Here is a 20,638-nt window from a genome sequence, read left to right on the forward strand (position 1 = left end):
GCTGATTCAAGCCTCGCATAAGCGAGGCTTTTTTTGGTTCACGTCTTTACAACATTTTTGTTGGTGAAAAAGAAATACGGTCGTTTCTCTGAAATTCCCGAGCGACAAACAGGAAAAACAAACGTTTTTGTATAATAAGTAAAGGATAACATTTTTTTTCGGGCGATATGTGGCGATATGTGAGGAGAGAGAACCATGCAGAAGATACGAAAGGCCGTTATCCCAGCCGCAGGCTATGGTACACGCTTCCTTCCTGCGACGAAAGCGACGCCGAAGGAAATGCTCCCCATCGTTGACAAGCCGACGATTCAGTACATCGTTGAGGAAGCGCTTGCGAGCGGGATTGAGGAGATCCTCGTCGTCAGCGGGCATGGCAAGCGCGCGATCGAAGATCACTTCGATTCGGCTCCTGCGCTCGAAGCAGAGCTGGAAAAAAAGGGAAAGCTTGAGTTGCTTCATGAAGTGCAGGAGACGGCGGACATCAACATCCACTATATCCGCCAGCGCTACATGCGCGGGCTCGGCGATGCGATTCTTTGCGCGAAGTCCTTTATCGGTGATGAGCCGTTCGCCGTGCTTCTCGGCGACGATGTCGTATACAATCCACAAAAGCCCGCGCTTCGCCAGCTCATCGACATTTACGATTGGACGGGCGGCAGTGTGCTCGGTTGTCAGAATGTGTCGGAGGAAAAGGTTTCCTCTTACGGGATCGTGGCGGGCGAAAAGACGGACAATGCACGCCTCATGCGCGTTTTGGACATGGTCGAGAAACCGGCGCGCGAAGATGCGCCGAGCCGTCTTGCTGTACTCGGACGCTACATCATTCGCCCCGAAATCTTTTCTATTTTGGCAACGACGAAGCCAGGCAAGGGCGGTGAGATCCAGCTCACGGATGCGCTTAAGGTGCTCGCTGGGCGTGAGCCCGTCTATGCGTATGACTTTGAAGGTGAGCGCTACGATGTCGGAGACAAGCTCGGCTTCCTGCGCGCGACGGTCGAGTTTGCGCTGCGGCGCGATGATCTTGGCGGAGCGTTCCGCGACTATCTGAAAGGGCTTGTCACGCGAATCTGAGGTGTGCGCGTTGCAGAAGAAAAATAAGGCAAATTTGGCGCTCGGCGTGAGCGGAGCAGGTTTTTTGGCGACGCTCGCAGCAGGCGGCACGAGCTTTGGCGAAGGGCTTATCCATCATGGTTTTCTCGCCGCGACGATCGGTGGGCTCGCGGATTGGTTTGCCGTGACGGCGCTCTTTCGCCACCCGCTCGGCATTTCGTACCGAACGGACATCCTCAGGCGCAACCGTGCGCGCATCGAGGAGTCGATTATTGCGTTTGCGAGCGACGATCTGCTCAGTGTAAAAAATGTCATGGCTGTCGTCGCGTCTCAGGATACGGCAGGTCTTCTCGTCGACTACCTTGCGCATCGCGGCGGGCGACAGGAACTCATAGGTGTCGTCGAGGCGGTCGTCTGCAAGGTCGTCGACGATCTTGACAGTGCGCGAGTCGCGGCGGATCTCGCGCCGGCCGTCCGCGAGGGGATTCGCTCGCTCGCACTTGAACGCGTGCTGGCCGAGCTCCTTTTGATGCTCTCGGAGGAACAGCATGCGAAACGCATTCTGCACAGCGTGCTGATGATCGGCGAACAGGTGCTCATGAGCCCTGCCATGCAGCAGGTACTGCTCTCGCATATCGAGATCCTGCGCAAGGAGTACGAGGGCGAGTCGGCAGGCAGGGCATTCGTGCTGTCGGCGCTCGGTCTTGACGACACGGAGATCCTATCGATTTTCAATGTGAAGGCGCGCGCGGCGCTTCACGACATGCTCGGCGGCAAGACGGAAGCGTACGCGGGCGTCAAAGCGGGACTGGAGACGATGCTGCGCACATTTGCGCACGATGAGGAGCTTCTTTCCGTCCTTCGCGAATGGAAGGAGAAGTGCCTGGATCGAGCGGACGTCGAAGGCATGCTTGCCTATTGGATCGAGCATGGGCTAAAGGGCGATGATCCTTTTTGGCTGCCGCATCTCCACCGCTTTGTCGCGGTGACGATCGATCGATTTTGTGCGTCGAAGCGCTGGCAGCGCCGTGTCGATCACGCGATCAAAAAATTTGCTGAGAGCCTGCTTGAAGGTCACCATGATATGATCGCGGGACTCATACGCGAGCGTCTCAAAGAGTTTGATGACGATGCGCTCGTCCACTTTGTCGAGAACAAGGTGCAGGATGATCTGCAAATGATCCGCATCAATGGCGCACTCGTCGGCGCACTCGTTGGCATGGGGCTTTATCTCCTCGTTTGGGTCATGGAAAGGGTGTGGGGGCAGTGAAACAGTGGAATTGTGCCGACACCGTGCTGCTTGCCGCATTTTTTGTATTCCTGATTGCGCTGCGCATCCATCTGATGATGCCGCAGGAAATCGTTGCGGGTGCCTTTCTCTTCTGTGCGGAGGCGGCGCTTGTCGGCGGCATTGCGGACTGGTTCGCTGTGACGGCGCTCTTTCGGCGGCCGCTCGGCTTCCCTTACCATACCGCAATCCTGCCGCGCCGCCGCGATTCGTTCATTCGTGCATCGGTCACGATGGTGCAAAAGGAATTTTTCTCGCGGCGCAAGATATTTCGCCATTTGGAGCAGTTCCATCTCATGCCGCTGCTCATCGACTGGCTCAGCGAAGGGATGACGCGCGCACGCATCTCACAGAATTTATACCACTATGCGAAGAGTTTTCTCCTGCGCAAAGACAGCGAGGAAAAAGTACGGGTTGTCGCTGGGAAAATACGCAGCAATCTCTCGTCGATCGAGCCGGAAGATTTCTTTGCACAGTGCGGACAGTGGCTTAGAGAGAGCGGGCGCGACAAGGCGTTCCTCGCACATCTTGCCGCGTATCTCGGACGGCGCGCCGCTCGTCCGGAGACGGCAAAGGCCTTTGAGGCGATGCTTGAGTCGTACGGGAAGGAAAAGACGAAGGGCGCGATCGCCTCATTCCTTGCAGGGCTTGCCTCTGCCATGGATCTTGTGAACTATGCGGAAGCGGCAGCGCTCATGCAGAAGCAGCTCCTCGCCGTCCTCGCCGCGCTAGGCGAAAGGGATTCGCCGCTCCAGCAGGAGATGCTTGCACTCTTCTACGAAAAAGCCGTCGTTTTGAATGGCGATCCGGAGTTTCATGGATTCGTCCATGAGATGCGCGACAATCTCGTTGCGGAGCTTCCGCTGGAAGAAACGATTGGACGCGCATGGAAGAAGATGCAGGAGCACTTCGCGGCAGATGCGGCACGGAAAGTCGATGCAGTCGAAGAACATATGCCCGTCCTGCGCAGCCGTCTGGCCGAGATCATCGAGGAGGAGTATACGCGCGGTCTTCACCTGCTCCAAGAGGACGAGGGACTCCGTCGGACGGTCGGGCACTTCCTCTACAATCTCATCGCGCGTTCCGCGCTGCACGCGCAGAGTCTTGTCGGCGTCGTCGTCGAGAACGTGCTCTCTCGGCTGACCGATGAGCAGCTCAACCGCCTCGTCTACGACAAGGTGAAGCCGGATCTCCTATGGATCCGTATGAATGGATCGATCGTCGGCGCGAGCATCGGCCTCGTGCTCTTTGTGGTCCTGCATCTGTTCGGACGTCTATAGCTCGGACGTCTATAAGAAGTAGGAAAAAGCAGAGGGAATGCTGTATCGGTCGGCAAGCGCCTCGCGCGATGCCCATACGAGATCGTTTCGAAGATCGCTTCGCTTGAGAGGCACGGACATCGTGCTGGAGGCGAGAGGCGCAGGCATCCCTTCGGCAACGCCGAGGGAATTGTCGGCGAGCGTGATGCGATATCCGTGCATCTGCCATTCGATATGGGAAAAGATGTGGCGTGCATGCGGCAGTTTCTCGATGCGCTCCACGGCAAAGCCTTGTTCGCCTAAATACGCGAGCAGGGCTTTTTTCGTCGGGTGGCCATCGACGTGCGGCAGTTCCCAAAGGCCTGCGAGAAGCCCTTTTTCGGGACGCTTTCGGAGCGCGAGAGTGCCATCCTGCTCCATCCGAAGCACGGTCAGCTTCTCAATGCGGCGCTTCTTTGAAGCGCTCTTTGCGGGAAGCTCCTGCTCGCGCCCTGCGTCATGCGCGAGGCAGAGCCGCGCGAGCGGGCAGCGCGTGCAGTGCGGCGCACCGTGCGGCAGGCAGACCGTCGCGCCGAGATCCATGAAAGCCTGGTTGAGTTCGCCTGCCGCCTGTCCTTCGGGGTAGTGCGGCGCGAGTGCCTGCTCGATGGCACGTTTGACAGCGGGGAGCGCGATGTCAAGCGTGCTTGCGAGAACGCGGCTTACGACGCGCAGGACGTTGCCGTCGACGGCGGGGAGCGGAAAGCCAAAAGCGATCGAGCCAATCGCACTGCCTGTGTAGCGGCCGATGCCGGGGAGCTTTAGCAGGCACTCAAAATCGCGCGGCAGTTCGCCGCCGTATTCGGCCACGATGGTTTGGGCCGCTTTTTTCAGATTGCGCGCGCGGCTGTAGTAGCCGAGTCCCTGCCATAGCTTCATGAGCGCATCGTCCTCGCACGCGGCGAGCGCGGCAATCGTTGGGAGTGCGGCAAGGAATCGCTCGTAGTAGGGGATGACGGCGGAGGCGCGCGTCTGCTGGAGCATGATTTCCGAGAGCCAAACGTGATATGGCGCGGGTGCGTTGCGCCACGGAAGGGAACGATTGTCTTTTTGTGCGCGATACCAGCGCAGGAGCGGAGAAGGGATCGCTGCGAGCATTTCCGTGTGTTCGAGCGTGATGGGAGGTGTTTTTTTCATGGTCATGTGTCCTTTTCAAAATCATTCTTATTCTACCACAAGCGTGCCGCAGCGGATAGGCTTGTGCAAATAATTCCGTAAAACTTTGGAAGAACGGTTGACAAAAGGAGCATATCGCGTAATAATGTACACATGTTTACAGCGTTACACATAAAATTGGCAGATGAAAGACCGTTTTGTGCGAACAGGAGATGAAGAAATGAAGCACGTCTTGTCCGTCATTGTGGAGAATCAGACGGGTGTCTTAGTTCGCGTTGCAAGCATGTTTTCGAGGCGTGAGTTCAATATTGACAGCTTGTCGGTCGGCGTCACGGAAACCCCAAACATTTCCCGCATTACGGTCGTTGTCCACGGGGACGAGAATCTTGTCGAGCAAATGATCAAGCAGCTTGAAAAGATGCCCGTCGTTTGCGCTGTGCAGCGTCTCGATGAGAAGCACGCCGTTTTTCGCGGCATGACGCTCATCAAGGTCAATGCCGACGACACCAACCGGCTCGACGTGCTCAAGATCGCGGAACTCTTCCGTGCGCACGTCGTCGATGTCGATTCCGCGACGCTCATGTTTGAGATTACGGGAAATGACGACAAGGTGACGGCTTTTCTGCGGCTCGTAAAGCCTTACGGCATCACCGAAGTCATAAGGACGGGGCTTATCGCGCTGGAGCGCGGTGAACATACCATTTATGAACACGGCAAGGAGAGGGAGTACTATGGCAAAAACTTATTATGATCAGGACGCGAATTGGGAAGCCATACATGGAAAGACGGTCGCTGTCATCGGCTACGGCAGCCAGGGGCACGCCCATGCGCTGAACCTCAAGGACAGCGGCGTCGATGTCGTCGTCGGCCTTTACGAGGGCTCAAAGTCGAAGGCAAAGGCGGAGGCACATGGCCTTTTGGTCCTGCCTGTTGCCGAGGCAGTCAAGAAGGCAGACATCACGATGGTCCTGATCCCGGATGAGAAGCAGGCGGACGTCTACAAGACGGAAATCGGCCCGAATCTCAAGCCAGGCAGTGCCCTCGCCTTCGCACATGGATTCAACATCCACTTCAAGCAGATCATTCCGCCGGCAGGCGTCGACGTCTTCATGGTCGCACCGAAAGGCCCCGGCCATCTCGTTCGCCGCACGTTTGAGGAAGGCTCGGGCGTCCCGGCTGTCTTCGCTGTGGAAAAGGACGAGACGGGCAAGTGCTTCGACATCGCGCTCGCCTATGCGCGCGGCCTTGGCGCCACGCGCTCCGGCTGCCTGCAGACGACGTTCCGCGACGAGACGGAAGAAGATCTCTTTGGCGAGCAGTGCGTGCTCATGGGCGGCGTCTGCCAGCTCATGCAGACGGGCTTCGAGGTTCTCGTCGAGGCAGGCTATCCGCCCGAGATGGCATACTTCGAGTGCTTCCATGAGATGAAGCTCATCGTCGACCTCTGCTACGAGGGCGGCATGACGAAGATGCGCCAGTCCTGCTCCGATACGGCAGAGTACGGCGACTACATGGTAGGGCCGCGCATCGTCACGGAAGAGACGAAGAAGGAAATGAAGAAAGTCCTCAAGGAGATTCAGGATGGCACGTTCGCACGCAACTGGCTGCTTGAGAACCGCGCAGCAGGCCGTGCAAACTTCCTCGCACAGCGCCGTCTCCATCAGGAGCACCAGATCGAGAAGGTCGGCGCAGAGCTCCGGAACATGATGCCTTGGCTCCGCGACAAGAAGGAGCTTTCGTTCTGATCCGGGCGCGTTTGGCACAATACAAAACGAAGAAGTCTTTCCAATCGGGGAGACTTCTTTTTTGAAAGGAGAAAGAGCTTAGAATCCCGCGCGTTTGAAAAATCGAGGAATCTATTATAGAATGGATGAATCGCGGCAAGTGGATCAATGAAAGCCATTGGCAAAGACTTTAGGAGGGCAATCTATGGGGATGAATATGAGCGAGAAAATCCTGGCGAAGCACGCCGGGATCTCTTCCGTCCATGCGGGGCAGCTCGTGACGTGCAGGCTCGACATGGTGCTTGCGAACGACATCACGGCGCCGCCTGCCATCAAGATTTTTGAGGGAATCGGGCGCCCCGTATTCGACAATGCAAAGATCGCGCTCGTGCCGGATCACTTCCAGCCATCGAAGGATATCAAGAGCGCCGAGCTCGCAAAGATCGTCCGCGATTTTGCGCACGAACATGGAATCGTGCATTACTATGAGCAGGGGCGCGTCGGCATCGAGCACGTCATCCTGCCGGAGAAGGGTATCGTCGCACCGGGCATGCTGACGATCGGTGCCGACTCGCACACCTGCACGTACGGTGCGGTGAACGGGTTCTCGACGGGGGTTGGCTCGACGGACCTCGGCGCGGCCATGGCGACGGGCGAGGCTTGGTTCAAAGTCCCCGAGGCCATCAAGGTCACGCTGACGGGCAGGAAGGCGAAGGACATCAGTGGAAAGGATGTCATCTTGACGCTGATCGGCAGGATCGGCGTCGACGGCGCGCTTTATAAGTCGCTTGAGTTCGCGGGCGAAGGCGTCGCAGCGCTCACGATGACGGATCGTCTCACGATTTCCAACATGGCGATCGAGGCGGGCGCGAAAGCGGGCATTTTCCCGTTCGATGCCATCACGAAGGCGTACGTCGATGGTCGTGTGACGAAGGCGTATGAGCCAGTCGAGGCAGACGCGGATGCAAGCTATGTGCAGGAGGTCAGGATTGACCTATCGGCACTGAAGCCCGTCGTCGCGTTCCCGCATCTGCCGGGCAACACGAAGCGCGTTGCGGACATCGGCGCGCCCATTGCAATCGATCAGGTCATCATCGGCTCCTGTACGAACGGACGCCTTGAGGATATGGAGATCGCCGCAAATATACTGAAGGGGCACAAGGTCGCAGACCGCGTGCGCTGCATCGTCATTCCGGGCAGCCCCGCCGTTTACAAGGAGGCAATGAAGCGCGGCTACGTCGATGCGTTCATCGATGCAGGCTGTGCCGTTTCGACGCCGACGTGCGGCCCTTGTCTCGGCGGCTACATGGGCATCATGACGGCAGGCGAGAAGTGCGTCTCGACGACGAACCGCAATTTCCGCGGCCGCATGGGGCACGTCGACAGCGAAGTCTATCTAGCAGGCCCGCACGTCGCAGCGGCAAGTGCGATCCTAGGACGCATCGCGACGCCAGAGGAGGTAAAGTAAATGAAGCATGAAGGCAAGGTCTGGCGCTACGGCGACAATATCGATACCGATGTAATCATTCCCGCACGCTACCTCAATACGTTCGACCCGAAAGAACTTGCGAGCCACTGCATGGCCGACATCGACGCGACGTTCGCGCCGAACGTCAGGGAAGGCGACATCATAGTCGGCGGCAGGAACTTCGGCTGCGGCTCGTCGCGTGAGCACGCTCCTGTCGCCATCAAGGCATCGGGCGTGCCCGTCGTCATCGCTGCGAGCTTCGCGCGCATCTTCTACCGAAACGGCATCAATATCGGGCTGCCGCTCCTGGAGATCGGCGCCGACGCCTTGAAGATCCATGCAGGTGACAAGCTCCGTGTCGATACGGCGACGGGCGTCATCGAAGACGTGACGACGGGCGAGACGTTCCACGCACAGCCGCTTCCGGGCTTCGTGCAGGACATCGCCGCAGCAGGCGGGCTCATCCACTACATCAAACAGAAGAAGTAAAGAGGCAGCACTATGGCATATCATATCACGATCATTCCGGGCGACGGAATCGGCAAGGAAATCGTAGACAGCGCCGTCGCGGTGCTCAAGAAGGTGGACGGGAAGTTTGGCCTTAGGCTTTCCTATGCGTTTAAGGATGCGGGCGGCACGGCGTACGATAAGTTCGGCACGCCGCTTCCCACAGATACGCTGGAGTCCTGCAAGGCGTCGGACGGCGTCCTCTTCGGTGCGGTCGGCGGCGGAAAGTGGGACTCCGTAGAGCCTGCCCTTCGCCCCGAACGCGCGATTTTGGGGCTTCGAAAGGGACTTGGTCTCTACGCGAATCTCCGTCCCGTCAAGGTCGCGGATTCGCTCACCGGGTATTCGCCGTTAAAGCCAGACCTCGTGCGCGGCGTCGATCTCGTCATCGTGCGCGAGCTCATCGGCGGCATCTACTTTGGTGACAAGTGTGAGAGCGAGCAGCATGACGGCGTGGAGCGCGCATGGGATCTCGAGAACTATTCCGTCCCTGAGGTCGAGCGCATCGCAAGGCTCGCCTTTGAGACGGCGAAGCTCCGCCGCGGCAAGGTGACATCTGTCGACAAGGCGAATGTCCTCGCGACATCGCGTCTTTGGCGCCGCACGGTGACAAAGCTCGCAGAATCCTATAAGGGCATCGAGCTAGGACACCTTTACGTCGATAACTGCGCGATGCAGCTTGCCGTCCGACCGACGCAGTTCGACGTCATCGTGACGGGCAATCTCTTCGGTGATATCCTATCCGACGAAGCGGCGGTCGTCGGCGGTTCGATCGGCATGATGCCGTCAGCGTCCATCGGCACGAGCACGAGCCTCTATGAGCCGATTCACGGCAGTGCGCCCGACATCGCGGGCAAGGGGATCGCAAACCCGATCGGCACGATCTTATCGGCGGCGATGCTCCTGCGCTACTCGCTTCACGAGGAAGAGGCGGCGCGCGCCATTGAGACGGCGGTCGACAAGGCGCTTGAAGTGGGCTTCCGTACGCCGGATCTTTGGCGGGAAGGGTTCCAAAAGGCAAATACGGACGAGATGACGAAGGCCATCTGCGAGCGTATCTGAAAACGCATCTGAGCAGTATGCGAAAAGACGGAAAGGAGCAGCCCATGAAAGGAGCGCAAGCCGTCGCGCGCTGCCTAAAGGAGCAGGGCGTCGACACGGTCTTTGGCTATCCGGGCGGCATGATTTTGCCGCTCTACGACGCGTTCTATGGCGATGCCAAGATACATGAAATCCTTGTGACGCACGAGCAGAATGCCGCACACGCGGCGGACGGCTACGCGCGTGCCTCCGGAAAGGTCGGCGTCTGCATCGCGACGTCCGGGCCGGGCGCAACGAATCTCGTCACAGGACTTGCAACGGCGTTCATGGACTCGATTCCCGTCGTCGCCATTACGGGGCAGGTCGATACGAGCCTTTTGGGGCGCGATGCGTTCCAGGAGACGGATATCCTTGATGTCACGATGGCGGTCACGAAGCATAATTTCAAGGTCAAGGGCGCAGAGCAGCTTGTCCCAAGCGTCCGACAAGCGTTTGAAATTGCGAAAAAAGGGAGACCGGGCCCCGTGCTCGTCGACGTGCCGCGCGACCTCTTCAATGCCGACGTCAGCTATGAAGCGGAACCACCCAAAAGAAAGCCGCACACAAAGCCCGATGCCGACTTTATGATCTGTGTCGCGGAGGCGGCAGAGGAGATTGCGCGCGCCAAGCGTCCCATCGTCATCGTGGGCGGCGGCGTCATATCGGCAGGTGCTTCGCGCGAGGTCATCGCTTTTATCGAGAAGAATCATTTGCCCGTCGTCCATACGCTTATGGGACTCGGCGCGATTCCGAGTTCCCATCCGCAGTCGCTTGGCTTTACGGGCATGCACGGTGAGAAGGCGGCGAATCACGCCATCGGCGCATCGGATCTCGTCATCGCGATCGGCAGCCGATTCGGTGATCGGCTTACGGGCAATGTCAAGAACTACATGCACGGCAGGAAATTCATCCACATCGATATCGATCCTGCTGAAATCGACAAGAATGTCGAAAACGCACTCGGGCTTGCTGGGCCGATGAAGGAGATACTCGCCTTTCTCATGCGCTACGAGGCAGCTAGACCGCGCGCGGAGTGGTGGAAGAAGATCGAGGCGTGGCGTGCGCAGTACGGCTACGACTATCAGCAGGACCGCCTGACCGTGCCGTGGGCGCTCCATCGCGTTGCGTGCAGCACGAAGGGCAAATCGTACGCCTATGCGACCGACGTCGGGCAGCACCAGATGTGGGCGGCGCTCCACCTCGTGATAGAGGAGCCGCGCACGTGGCTGACCTCGGGCGGCCTCGGCACGATGGGCTATGGACTTCCCGCTGCGATGGGCGCACAGCTTTCCTATGGCAAAACGCGGCGCGTCATCCACATCGCGGGCGACGGCGGCATCAAGATGACGGGCAGTGAGTTCTACACGATTGCACGGCTGGGGCTTCCGATTATCTCGCTCATCGTGAACAATAAGAGCCTCGGCATGATCCGACAGCTTCAGAAGGTCATGTACAAGTCACGCTACATTGCCTGTGAGCTCGACTATCCGATGGACTACGTGATGTACGCAAAAAGTTTTGGCATTGCGGCAGAGGCCGTGTCGACGCAGGATGAATTTGCGGAGGCATTCGAACGTGCGCTTGCGGATAAAAGCCACCCGCGCGTCATCGTGCTGAACGTTTGGCGCAGTTTCGTCGAACCCATGATAAAAGGCGGGGCGCGGATAGACGACTTCGTGGAGTTCAAGTAAGAGAAATTTTGCGGCGGTAGCATTTGTCAATGCGCCGCCGTTTTTTCTATGGTATGCTTTTCATCGGAATCTGGAAGGGGGCGTGCGATATGGATACGGAAGAGAAGCGGCGGGAAGAAATGGACACGATGCGAGAGATCCTCACGCTGTATTGCAAGGCACATCATCATACGCCGGCAGCAGGAAAAGATCTCTGTGCCGACTGTGATGCCCTGCTCGGCTATGCGCTCCATCGCATCGGGAAATGCCCGCGCATGGCAGTAAAGACCTTCTGCGCCGTATGCCCCGTTCACTGCTACGCAAAAGAACCGCGCGCGAAGATCAAGGAAGTGATGCGCTATGCCGGCCCGCGCATGATCCTGCACCATCCGTTTATGACGCTCCGGCACATGTTCATCCAGTGGCGTTCGCGCGCGAGGCGCTAAGAGAGCGGGTCAAGGCCTGAGCAAGCGGCCTGCCGTTTAATGCCAATCGCGAAAGGCTGAATCAAACGAGATGGATCCAGTTCCTCCTGTTGCGGAATGAATGCTGCAATAGGAGGAGCTATTTGTTTGCAATAATCGGGTTCCCATACAAAATTAATGATAATGATTATAATTTTTATTGACTTTTATAGTATTGAATATTATTATTTGGATTGGATATATCCAAAGCAATATTTATGGATCAATAAGGGAACGATTGGAAGGAGAAATTTTTATGAAAAAGTCTCTTGCGGCGGCTCTCACGACGGCGCTCGTTATCGCTGCCGCTTCCACGACGTTTGCAGCGGCGAATCCATTCAGCGATGTGCCGGAAGGGCATTGGGCGTACGATGCGGTGGCGCAGCTTGCCGACGATGGCATCATCGAGGGCTATGGCGACAGCACGTATCGCGGGCAGCAAGCGATCACGCGCTATGAGATGGCGCAGCTCGTGGCCAAGGCGATGGCGAAGGAAGATCGGATGAGTGCCCAGCAGAAAGCCATGGTCGATCGGCTCGCCGCTGAGTTCCGTGATGAGCTTAACAATCTCGGCGTGCGCGTTGCCCATTTGGAACGGAATGCAGACCGTGTGAAATGGACGGGAGAGCTGCGTGCCACGTATGCGAAGACGACGGGCGACTTCGTCAACAAGTATGAGGGAGGCGCGCAGAAAGATCATGAGCTGTTGCTGCGTCTGGAGCCGGAGGCCGCAGTCAGCGCGCATTGGACGGTCAAATCGCGTCTCGATGCGGCATTTGATCCGACCCGTGATGATGCGAAAGGCGAGAATGGCGATAAGGTCTCGCTCAAGCGCCTTTACGCAGAGGGAGCCTATGGGTCTGCCGTTGTGGACATCGGCAAGCTGCCCGTATACACGGAGCAAGGCGTCCTGATCGATGACGATATGTCCGGCGTCGCCGTGACGCTCGGCGCCGAAAAGAAATTCTTCGGCACGGTTGCCGCAGGACGTTATGCTCTTGGGCATTCCGCATGGGGCGGTGAGCTGCAGGAGGCACAGGAAGCCGGCATGGATGCCGATGGAGCGGCGAATTTGCAGCTCGTAAATCTCAACTGGAATCCATCGGAAAAATTCCACATCGGAGCGGACTACGTGCGCATGCAGAACGAATCGTTCGTCCATAACGTCGCTGGCATGGATAAGGTATGCCATTTCTGGGGGCTCGGTGCGGCATGGCGCCCGGATCGTGCCATTGCGCTGTCGGGCGGCTATTGGAAGAATAGCAGCGCAGAGTCCCAAGAGATCAAAGCCGAGCACCTCAAGGCGTATCATATTGAGCTCGCCTACAAGGGGGCAAAGCCGGAAGACCCGCACACCTTTGGCCTTCATTTGGCCTATCGCTACTTGGGCGGCGGCTGCGTGATTGCGCCGACTTTCGATGGTGCGATGTGGAATACGAAAGGCTGGGAGCTTGGCGGCACGTACACGTTTGCGAAGCATGTCGTCGGCACGCTCATTTACTTTACGGGCGATCAGATCTATTCGGCAGAGCCTGAGGGCAAGACGTCGCAGAACAAGCTCTTTGGCCGAATCGAATATTTCTTCTAAGGCGAATTGTTTGTTCATTTTTCATGATATTTTTGCAGGATTGTGGATTGTTCAATCCTGCTTCTTTTTTTATAATAAAAACGAATCAGACCAGTCAGATTCGGTACGATACGAAGCATGGAAGCATGTAGGAGGGAAGAGCATGAGCGTTGCGATTCAAGTCGATGAGGTCATCAAACGATACGGAGATCTTACGATTATCCCGCATCTCACGGAACAAATCAAAAATGGAGAGTTCTTTACCCTCCTTGGACCGTCGGGGTGTGGAAAGACGACACTTCTCCGCATGATCGCGGGCTTCAACTCCATCGAGGGCGGAACGATCCGCTTCAATGACAAGGTCATCAACGACATTCCCGCCCATCAGCGCAACATTGGCATGGTGTTCCAAAGCTACGCGATATTCCCGCATCTCACGGTGCGGCAGAACGTGGAATATGGACTGAAGCTCCGCCATGTTCCGAAGGATGAAATGAAGAAGCGCGTCGATGCGATCTTGGATGTCGTGCAGATCACGGAGTATCAGGACAGGCTGCCAGAGCGACTTTCAGGCGGGCAGCAGCAGCGCGTCGCACTGGCGCGTGCGATCGTCATTCATCCGAGCGTCCTCCTCATGGACGAGCCGCTTTCCAATCTCGATGCGAAGCTTCGCGTCGAGATGCGCGCGGCGATTCGCGAGGTGCAGAAGCAGGTCGGCATCACGACGGTCTACGTCACGCACGACCAGGAAGAAGCACTTTCGATTTCCGACCGCATCGCTGTCATGAAAAAGGGCGAGATCCAGCAGACAGCGCGCCCGCATACGGTTTACACGCGCCCGTACAACGTGTTCGTCTCGACCTTCATCGGGCATTCCAATCTCTTTCGTGCCCGCATTGCGCGAAAGGGAGGTGGGCTTGCCGTCGTCTTTGCGGACGGCTACACGATGGCGATGGAGAATCTCTCGGCAGAGGCGCAGGAAGGAATGGAAGCCATCGTATCGGTTCGCCCCGAAGAGTTCTCGATTCGTGCTGCGGGAGACGGGCTCGCCTGCAAGATCCATACGAAGGTATTCCTAGGCAAGTACATCAATTACGGGCTGGCATTCGAAGCGTCCATGCTCGTGCCGGGGCAGCCTTCCATCGAGTACAGTCAGGATCTCGGCCATGCGGAGCGTATTCTCGATGTTGACGAGACCGTGACGCTTCGTCCGAATGCCGCAAAAGCCAACGTCTTTTCCGCCGATGGCAGTCATAGCCTCATGGAAGGTGTGGTGCGCCATGAATAGAACATTTCATTGGGATTTTTGGGCAGGGATCACGGCGCTCTCGATCATCGTATTTGGTCTTTTTCTCATCTACCCGCTATTTTCGCTCTTCGTGAGCGCGTTTCAAGATCCCAATACGGGGGAGTGGACGCTCTCTCATTTCGCGCATTTCTTTGAACGCAAGTATTATTACCAATCGATGATCAACAGTTTCTCGGTCACGGCGTGCGTGACGCTGCTCGCATGCATCATCGGCACGGCAGTCGCGTACTTCATGACGTTGTACCGCATCAAGTTCAAGCCGCTCGTCGAGGTGTGCATCGTCATCTCGCTGCTGTCTCCGCCGTTCATCGGCGCGTACTCGTGGATCCTCATCGGCGGACGGAGCGGCATGCTCACGCGGTTTCTCGCGGACTACGGCATCAGCTTCCCGTCGATTTACGGATTTGCTGGCATCCTGCTCGTCTTGACACTCAAGCTCTATCCGTTCATCTACCTCTATGTGGCAGGCGCGATGAAGAACATCGACTCGGCGCTCATCGAGGCAGCGGAGAGCCTCGGCTGCAGCGGGTTCCGCAAGGTCGTCACGATCATTATTCCGCTCATCACGCCGACGATTCTCGCAGGTGCATTGATGGTTTTCATGAATGCGATGGCAGACTTCGGTACGCCAATGCTCATCGGTGAAGGCTTTAATGTCATGCCTGTCATGATTTACTCAGAGTTTATCAATGAGGTCGGTGATCAGGCAAACTTTGCTGCGGCGATGGCGGCGATCATGGTGCTCATCACGTCGTCGATCTTCATGGTGCAGAAGTACATCGTCAATCGGAAATCGTTCACGATGAGCTCGCTCCGCCCCATGCAGGTCCATGCGCTTCACGGGGTGAAGTGCGTCGTTGTCCATGCAGGAATCTACCTGCTCGTCGCGCTTTCCATGGTTCCGCAGCTCGTCGTCATTTACACGTCGTTCCAGAATACGAATGGCTCGGTCTTCATCGATGGCTATTCGCTCGAAAGTTATCGGACGATTTTCTCGAATCTATGGAATGCTGTTTCCAACACGTACCTATTCAGTACGATCGCCATGGCGATGATCATCTTCCTCGGCATGACGGTCGCCTATCTGACGACGCGCAAAAAGAGCTGGCTCACGGATGTTATCGATACCCTTTCGATGTTTCCGTACATTATTCCCGGATCGGTCCTCGGCATCACGCTCCTCTTGGCATTCAATGAAGAGCCGATGCTGCTTTCTGGCACGGCGATCATCATTATCATTTCACTCGTGATACGGCGCCTGCCCTACACGCTTCGTTCGAGCTCGGCGATTCTCTATCAACTCAGCCCAAGCATGGAGGAAGCGTCGATCAGCCTCGGTGCTTCGCCGCTCAAGACGTTTTTCAAAATCACGGCGGTCATGATGCTGCCGGGCGTCATGAGCGGGGCGATCCTTTCGTGGATCACGGCGATCAATGAGCTTTCGAGTTCCGTCATCCTTTTCACAGGCGACACGAAGACGATGTCGGTCGCCATCTACACAGAGGTCATTCGTGCGAGCTATGGCACAGCCGCCGCACTCTCGACGATCTTGACGGTTACGACGATCGCGGCAATGGTCATCTTCTTCAAGGTATCCGGCCGACGCGATGTAACACTATAAAGGCAAGCTGTTTTATTCTTTATCAAAGGGGGAAGCATCATGAAACTCAGAAAACTCGTAGCGGCGCTCCTCGGCGCCGCCGTGCTGGCGACGGGGCTGGCGGGCTGCGGCGGAGGCGGAAACAAGCAGGCGGCGTCATCCTCCAGCGGGGATAGCGGCGAAAAGCTCGTCATCTACTGTCCGCATCCACTCTCCTTTATCAATCCGCTCGTCGAGGAGTTCGAGAAGCAGAGCGGCATCAAGGTGGAAGTCGTAGCCGCCGGCACGGGCGAGCTATTGAAGCGCGTCGAGTCGGAGAAGGCGAACCCGCTCGCCGATATTTTTTGGGGCGGCTCGCTCTCGACCATGAAGCCGAAAGCCAATCTCTTCGAGCCGTATCAGTCGGTGAATGAGGATCACGTGCAGGCAGCGTTCAAGAATACGGAAGGATCGATCACGCGCTTCACGGATATTCCAAGTGTTATCATGGTCAATACGAATCTGATCGGCGATATCAAAGTTGAGGGCTATGAAGATCTTCTGAATCCTGCCCTCAAGGGCAGGATCGCGATGGCAGATCCGTCGAAGTCCTCGTCGTCGTATGAGCATCTCATCAATATGCTCTACGCAATGGGAAACGGCAATCCCGACAACGGCTGGGATTACGTCGAAAAGTTCTGCAGGAACCTCGACGGCAAGCTCCTCTCCGGGTCGTCTGCTGTCTATAAGGGCGTCGCGGACGGCGAGTATGCGGTCGGCTGCACGTTCGAGGAAGGCGGCGCGAAGTACGTTGCAGATGGTGCGCCAGTGAAGCTCGTCTACATGAAGGAAGGCGTCATCTCGAACCCAGACGGCATCTATATCGTGAAGAACGCGAAGCACATGGAGAATGCGAAGAAGTTCATCGACTTCATCACGAGCAAAGAAGCACAGACGCTTATCACGCAGAAACTCCATCGCCGCAGCGTGCGTGACGATGTCTCCGCCCCTGTAGGCCTGCTTGAGAAGTCCGAGATCCATCTTATCGAGGGCGACGAACAGGTCATCAACAAGAACAAGAAGGCATGGCTCGACAAGTTCAAGGATGTGTTCACGAGCGTGCAGTAATCGCGAAAAGCCCTCTCGCTTTTCCCATACCGTCCGATTGCCAATGTACTTGGCTGCATGAGACATTCGGATGGAAGGGGGAACGAGAGGGTTTTTCGGATCCTGCCCATAGCAGCAAATTTTCTGCTATAATAAAAAAATAGGGAAGGAGGCGCGGCGATGAACAGTTATCGGGAGAGCGTGCGGCGTACGCTCATGAAGTTTGCGCTCATCCCCGTGCTCCTTCTCGTCCTGCTCGCTGTCGGGCTCGTCGTGGGGAGCTGGGAGTATCATGTCGTGCAGCAGAGTGACGTGAGCCGTATTGTTGCGCGTGAGGTGCTCGACGGCATTTTCTCGGACTACGCCATGCGCGCGCGCGAGGCAGCAGGGCGTGTCGGGGCTGCTACGGTTCCTGTACTTCGGCGAAACGGCTCGGAGCGGGCATCGCTTTACGCTTACCTCTACCACGAGGTCAACATTGCGCACGACGGCACGCAGTTTTTCCTGCTCGATTCCAATGGCGCGCTCATCTTAGGCAGCAAAAATGGGCTTCCGGAGATGCGGATCCCGCTGCAGCCATCGTGGGGGGTTCTTTGCCGCATGAGGGAGAGGCCGGACACGGTATGCGCGGAATTTGTCGTGCGTACGGATGGGCGGCAGGATCTCATCATCGGGCAGTCGGTCGGAGAGGAGACGGAAGGATACCTCTTTTTCGTCATACCGAGTGAGTATCTCGTGCGCAGCATCACGTCGCCCCATCTAGGCTTTGCGCTGACGGATGCCTTTGGGAACGCCTGCATCATGACGGGAGGCGAGTGGGAGGATGGTCGGCAGGGAAAGATCCTCCCCGCATTTTCCTCGGCGGTGCGCGGCATTGCAGCAGCGCGCGGCGAGCAGTATTTCGTGACGAGCGAGCCGCTCGCCGTGCCGGGCGGATGGCGGCTTTGGTCGGTCATGCCTGTTTCCAATCTCTTTAGCCACTATCTCTTAGGGCTTGTCATCCTGCTGTGCGTGCTCGCCGTTCTCGTTCCTCTTCTGCTGCTCAGCGTACGGCGTGAGACGCGCGCACGCATCCGCATGGTGGAGCAGGAGGAAGCACGCGTGACCGCCGTTTCGGAGATGCGCCGCCTGGAAAGCCAGTTCAACCCGCACTTTCTCTTCAATACGTTGGAAAACGTCCGTTTCATGGTCAAGCTCGATCCCGCTGCCGCGCAGCACATGCTCATGGAGCTCGCGAGCTTGCTGCGCTACAGCATCAAAGGGGAAGCGCGCTGCGTGCCCCTTTCGGAAGACATGACGTATACGCATAGCTATATGGAGATTCAGCAGTATCGCTTTGGCAAGCGCCTTCGCTATGAGGAGGAGCTTGCCCCTGACGTGCTTGACTGCATGGTTCCGCGCCTGTTCTTGCAGCCGCTCCTTGAAAACGCCGTGCGCTACGGCGCTTCGGAGGATGGCACGATACGGATCGCCTTGCGGGCGGGAATGGCAGGGCATGACACGGTTGAAGTCATAGTCCGCGACTACGGTATGGGAATGGAAAAAGAAAAACTTGCACATGTGCGGGGCTTGCTGCAAGCAGGAAAGGGAAAGGCGGAGGGGATCTGCACCCATACGGGCATCTATAATGTGCATCGTAGGCTGGAGCTCATGTATGGCATGGGCTTTGGGCTGACGGTATGGTGTCCGCCCGATGGCGGAACGGCAGTCACACTTCATTTGCCTGCAGAGAGGAGGGGACAGCGTGCTGAAGCTGGTCATAGCAGAGGATGAGGAAATCATACGGCGTGGCCTGGTTTGTACGTTTGACTGGGAAAAACTCGGCGTGGTCGTCGTCGGAGATGCGGAAGACGGCGTAGAGGCACTGAAACTCATCCATGAAAAGAGGCCGGACGTCGTTTTGACCGATATTCGGATGCCGCGCCTTTCGGGAATCGATCTCGCAAAGCGCCTGCAAGGGGAGCATCGCACGGTGCACGTCGTCTTTTTGACGAGCTATGCGGACTTTGATTATGCGCAGCAGGCCGTGCGGCTCGGCGCGGCAGATTATTTGCTGAAGCCCGTTGAGGAAGAGGCGCTCGTGCCGGTCTTCGCGCGCCTGCAGATACGTGCGGCCGCAGGCGGGGATCGGATGGCTTTGCCGGGAAAACTCGATGCTTGGACGGCGTATCGGGACTGCGCGAAACGGAATCCTTACGTCCGCATCGCCCTCGGCACGATTGAGGCACGCTATGCGTCACGTCCCAGCATCGAGACGATCGCAGCGGATGAGGGCATTTCCTCGAGCTACCTTTCGCGCAAGATAAAAGAAGTGACGGGAAAGACATTCGGCGAGCTTTTGACGGCATATCGGCTTCAAAAGAGCATCGAATTGTTGTCGGAAGGGCGGCTGCGCGTTTACGAAATCGCGGAGCGGGCAGGGTTCGGCGACTACAAGAACTTCGCACAGGTCTTCAAAAGGATCATGCATACGACGCCAAAGGCGTTTATGGAAGGAAAGGATTTACATTTATGAAGCGATACGATGGCTGCTTGCTCATCAGCGATCTCGACGGCACGATTGTGCCACGCGGAAAGCTCATTTCAAAGGCGAATCGGGCGGCAATCGCGTCATTCGTCGCGGATGGAGGGCTCTTCGCAGTCGCAACGGGGCGCACGCCGGAGGCGGCATCGGGATACGTCGAGGGGCTTGCGGTCACGGCACCGAGCGTCTTTTTCAACGGCGCGATGCTCTATGACTGGCAGGCGCGAAAGGTGATCGCGACACGTCCGCTCCATGGAACCGAAGATGCGCCGGATATTTGGGTGCGGTTCGCGAAGGAATGTTTGGAGATGTTTCCGAAGGCATGTATTGAAGTATACACGGAAGAGGCGTGTTTTATCGTGAGCCCTGAGGAAAATGATGACCCGCGCCTCGCAAAAGAATTCTACCACGTCCGGCATGTTCCGCTCGCTTCCATTTCGGACATGGAAAAAACACGGTGGCTCAAGTTCTTCGTCTGCGATGCGCCGCCTGCGCTTCACCGTTTGGAGCGGCTTGCGAAATCCTTTGGCGTGGCCGCGCTCAGCAATCATTTCGATTCGGAAGCAAACTATCACGAATTCGTTGCAACAGGCGTTTCAAAGGGAGCGATGCTCGATGGGATCCGCCGTCATCCGAGGTGTGCGGGGCGTAAGATCATCGCGCTCGGCGATTACATGAATGATCGGGAGATGCTCGCACGCGCTGACGTGGGCATCGCTTCGAAAAATGCGCATGAGGCGCTGCAAAAAGAGGCGGATTTTATTGGCTGCCGCGTGGAAGACGATCTCGTCGTTTGGCTGCTCGACCACTTTGCAGAGGTGGAATCGCATTTTTCCTGACTTTGTGCTATACTGGTGGCATGATTTTGTTGTGAATAGGGGAGCAGC

General features: G+C 57.2%; 18 protein-coding genes. 17 read left to right on the forward strand and 1 reads right to left on the reverse strand.

Features of this window, described 5'->3' with window-relative positions:
* Positions 1-195 precede the first annotated feature (195 nt).
* From galU to HMPREF1985_RS00015, 3 genes are read left to right on the forward strand one after another with little or no spacing between them, the layout of a single operon-like run.
* Entirely contained in the window at positions 196-1,071 is an 876-nt protein-coding gene (galU, locus tag HMPREF1985_RS00005) for a UTP--glucose-1-phosphate uridylyltransferase GalU (RefSeq protein ID WP_021770339.1), read from the forward strand.
* 10 nt (positions 1,072-1,081) lie between these two features.
* On the forward strand, positions 1,082-2,320 hold the full coding sequence (locus HMPREF1985_RS00010; RefSeq protein ID WP_040636531.1) for a DUF445 domain-containing protein: 1,239 nt from the start codon (positions 1,082-1,084) through the stop codon (positions 2,318-2,320).
* On the forward strand, positions 2,317-3,618 hold the full coding sequence (locus HMPREF1985_RS00015) for a DUF445 domain-containing protein (protein ID WP_040636533.1): 1,302 nt from the start codon (positions 2,317-2,319) through the stop codon (positions 3,616-3,618). The genes HMPREF1985_RS00010 and HMPREF1985_RS00015 overlap by 4 nt, the downstream gene beginning before the upstream one ends.
* A 9-nt stretch (positions 3,619-3,627) precedes the next feature.
* On the opposite strand, the gene mutY is transcribed toward HMPREF1985_RS00015, so the two are convergent.
* On the reverse strand, positions 3,628-4,773 hold the full coding sequence (gene mutY / locus HMPREF1985_RS00020; RefSeq protein WP_081695772.1) for an A/G-specific adenine glycosylase: 1,146 nt from the start codon (positions 4,771-4,773) through the stop codon (positions 3,628-3,630).
* 199 nt (positions 4,774-4,972) lie between these two features.
* On the opposite strand from mutY, the gene ilvN reads away from it, so the two are divergent.
* From ilvN to HMPREF1985_RS00090, 14 genes are all read left to right on the forward strand, one after another.
* Positions 4,973-5,503: an acetolactate synthase small subunit gene (gene ilvN / locus HMPREF1985_RS00025; protein WP_040636535.1), complete on the forward strand. Its 531-nt coding sequence runs from the start codon at positions 4,973-4,975 to the stop codon at positions 5,501-5,503.
* Positions 5,484-6,497: a ketol-acid reductoisomerase gene (gene ilvC, locus HMPREF1985_RS00030; RefSeq protein ID WP_021770344.1), complete on the forward strand. Its 1,014-nt coding sequence runs from the start codon at positions 5,484-5,486 to the stop codon at positions 6,495-6,497. Before ilvN ends, ilvC begins: the two co-directional genes overlap by 20 nt.
* 184 nt (positions 6,498-6,681) lie before the next feature.
* Positions 6,682-7,944 carry a 3-isopropylmalate dehydratase large subunit gene (gene leuC, locus HMPREF1985_RS00035; RefSeq protein WP_021770345.1) on the forward strand — a complete coding sequence of 421 codons (1,263 nt, stop codon included), beginning with the start codon at positions 6,682-6,684 and terminating at the stop codon, positions 7,942-7,944.
* Complete coding sequence (locus HMPREF1985_RS00040) at positions 7,945-8,433, forward strand: 3-isopropylmalate dehydratase small subunit (RefSeq protein ID WP_021770346.1); 489 nt, start codon at positions 7,945-7,947, stop codon at positions 8,431-8,433. It abuts the gene before it with no gap.
* 12 nt (positions 8,434-8,445) lie between these two features.
* The gene (gene leuB, locus HMPREF1985_RS00045) at positions 8,446-9,513 is read left to right on the forward strand and encodes a 3-isopropylmalate dehydrogenase (protein ID WP_021770347.1); all 1,068 of its coding nucleotides are present in this window, start codon (positions 8,446-8,448) and stop codon (positions 9,511-9,513) included.
* Positions 9,514-9,557: 44 nt separating this feature from the next.
* Complete coding sequence (ilvB, locus tag HMPREF1985_RS00050; RefSeq protein ID WP_040636537.1) at positions 9,558-11,222, forward strand: biosynthetic-type acetolactate synthase large subunit; 1,665 nt, start codon at positions 9,558-9,560, stop codon at positions 11,220-11,222.
* Positions 11,223-11,311: 89 nt separating this feature from the next.
* Positions 11,312-11,647, forward strand: a complete 336-nt coding sequence (locus HMPREF1985_RS00055; RefSeq protein WP_040636581.1) for a nitrous oxide-stimulated promoter family protein — start codon at positions 11,312-11,314, stop codon at positions 11,645-11,647.
* Between the two features lie 274 nt (positions 11,648-11,921).
* The gene (locus HMPREF1985_RS00060) at positions 11,922-13,253 is read left to right on the forward strand and encodes an S-layer homology domain-containing protein (protein ID WP_021770350.1); all 1,332 of its coding nucleotides are present in this window, start codon (positions 11,922-11,924) and stop codon (positions 13,251-13,253) included.
* Between the two features lie 142 nt (positions 13,254-13,395).
* A complete protein-coding gene (locus tag HMPREF1985_RS00065) occupies positions 13,396-14,520 on the forward strand; it encodes an ABC transporter ATP-binding protein (RefSeq protein ID WP_021770351.1) in 1,125 nt (374 codons plus the stop codon).
* The gene (locus tag HMPREF1985_RS00070; RefSeq protein WP_021770352.1) at positions 14,513-16,162 is read left to right on the forward strand and encodes an ABC transporter permease; all 1,650 of its coding nucleotides are present in this window, start codon (positions 14,513-14,515) and stop codon (positions 16,160-16,162) included. The genes HMPREF1985_RS00065 and HMPREF1985_RS00070 overlap by 8 nt, the downstream gene beginning before the upstream one ends.
* A gap of 39 nt (positions 16,163-16,201) precedes the next feature.
* Positions 16,202-17,248 (forward strand): ABC transporter substrate-binding protein, encoded by a 1,047-nt coding sequence (locus HMPREF1985_RS00075; RefSeq protein ID WP_021770353.1) that lies wholly within the window; start codon positions 16,202-16,204, stop codon positions 17,246-17,248.
* Positions 17,249-17,407: 159 nt separating this feature from the next.
* On the forward strand, positions 17,408-19,000 hold the full coding sequence (locus HMPREF1985_RS00080) for a sensor histidine kinase (protein WP_021770354.1): 1,593 nt from the start codon (positions 17,408-17,410) through the stop codon (positions 18,998-19,000).
* Positions 18,972-19,742: a response regulator transcription factor gene (locus tag HMPREF1985_RS00085; protein WP_040636538.1), complete on the forward strand. Its 771-nt coding sequence runs from the start codon at positions 18,972-18,974 to the stop codon at positions 19,740-19,742. The genes HMPREF1985_RS00080 and HMPREF1985_RS00085 overlap by 29 nt, the downstream gene beginning before the upstream one ends.
* Positions 19,739-20,590, forward strand: a complete 852-nt coding sequence (locus tag HMPREF1985_RS00090) for an HAD-IIB family hydrolase (protein WP_021770356.1) — start codon at positions 19,739-19,741, stop codon at positions 20,588-20,590. The genes HMPREF1985_RS00085 and HMPREF1985_RS00090 overlap by 4 nt, the downstream gene beginning before the upstream one ends.
* Positions 20,591-20,638 lie beyond the last annotated feature (48 nt).

Origin of the sequence: Mitsuokella sp. oral taxon 131 str. W9106, from assembly GCF_000469545.1 — a bacterium.
Lineage (GTDB): Bacteria > Bacillota > Negativicutes > Selenomonadales > Selenomonadaceae > AWVT01.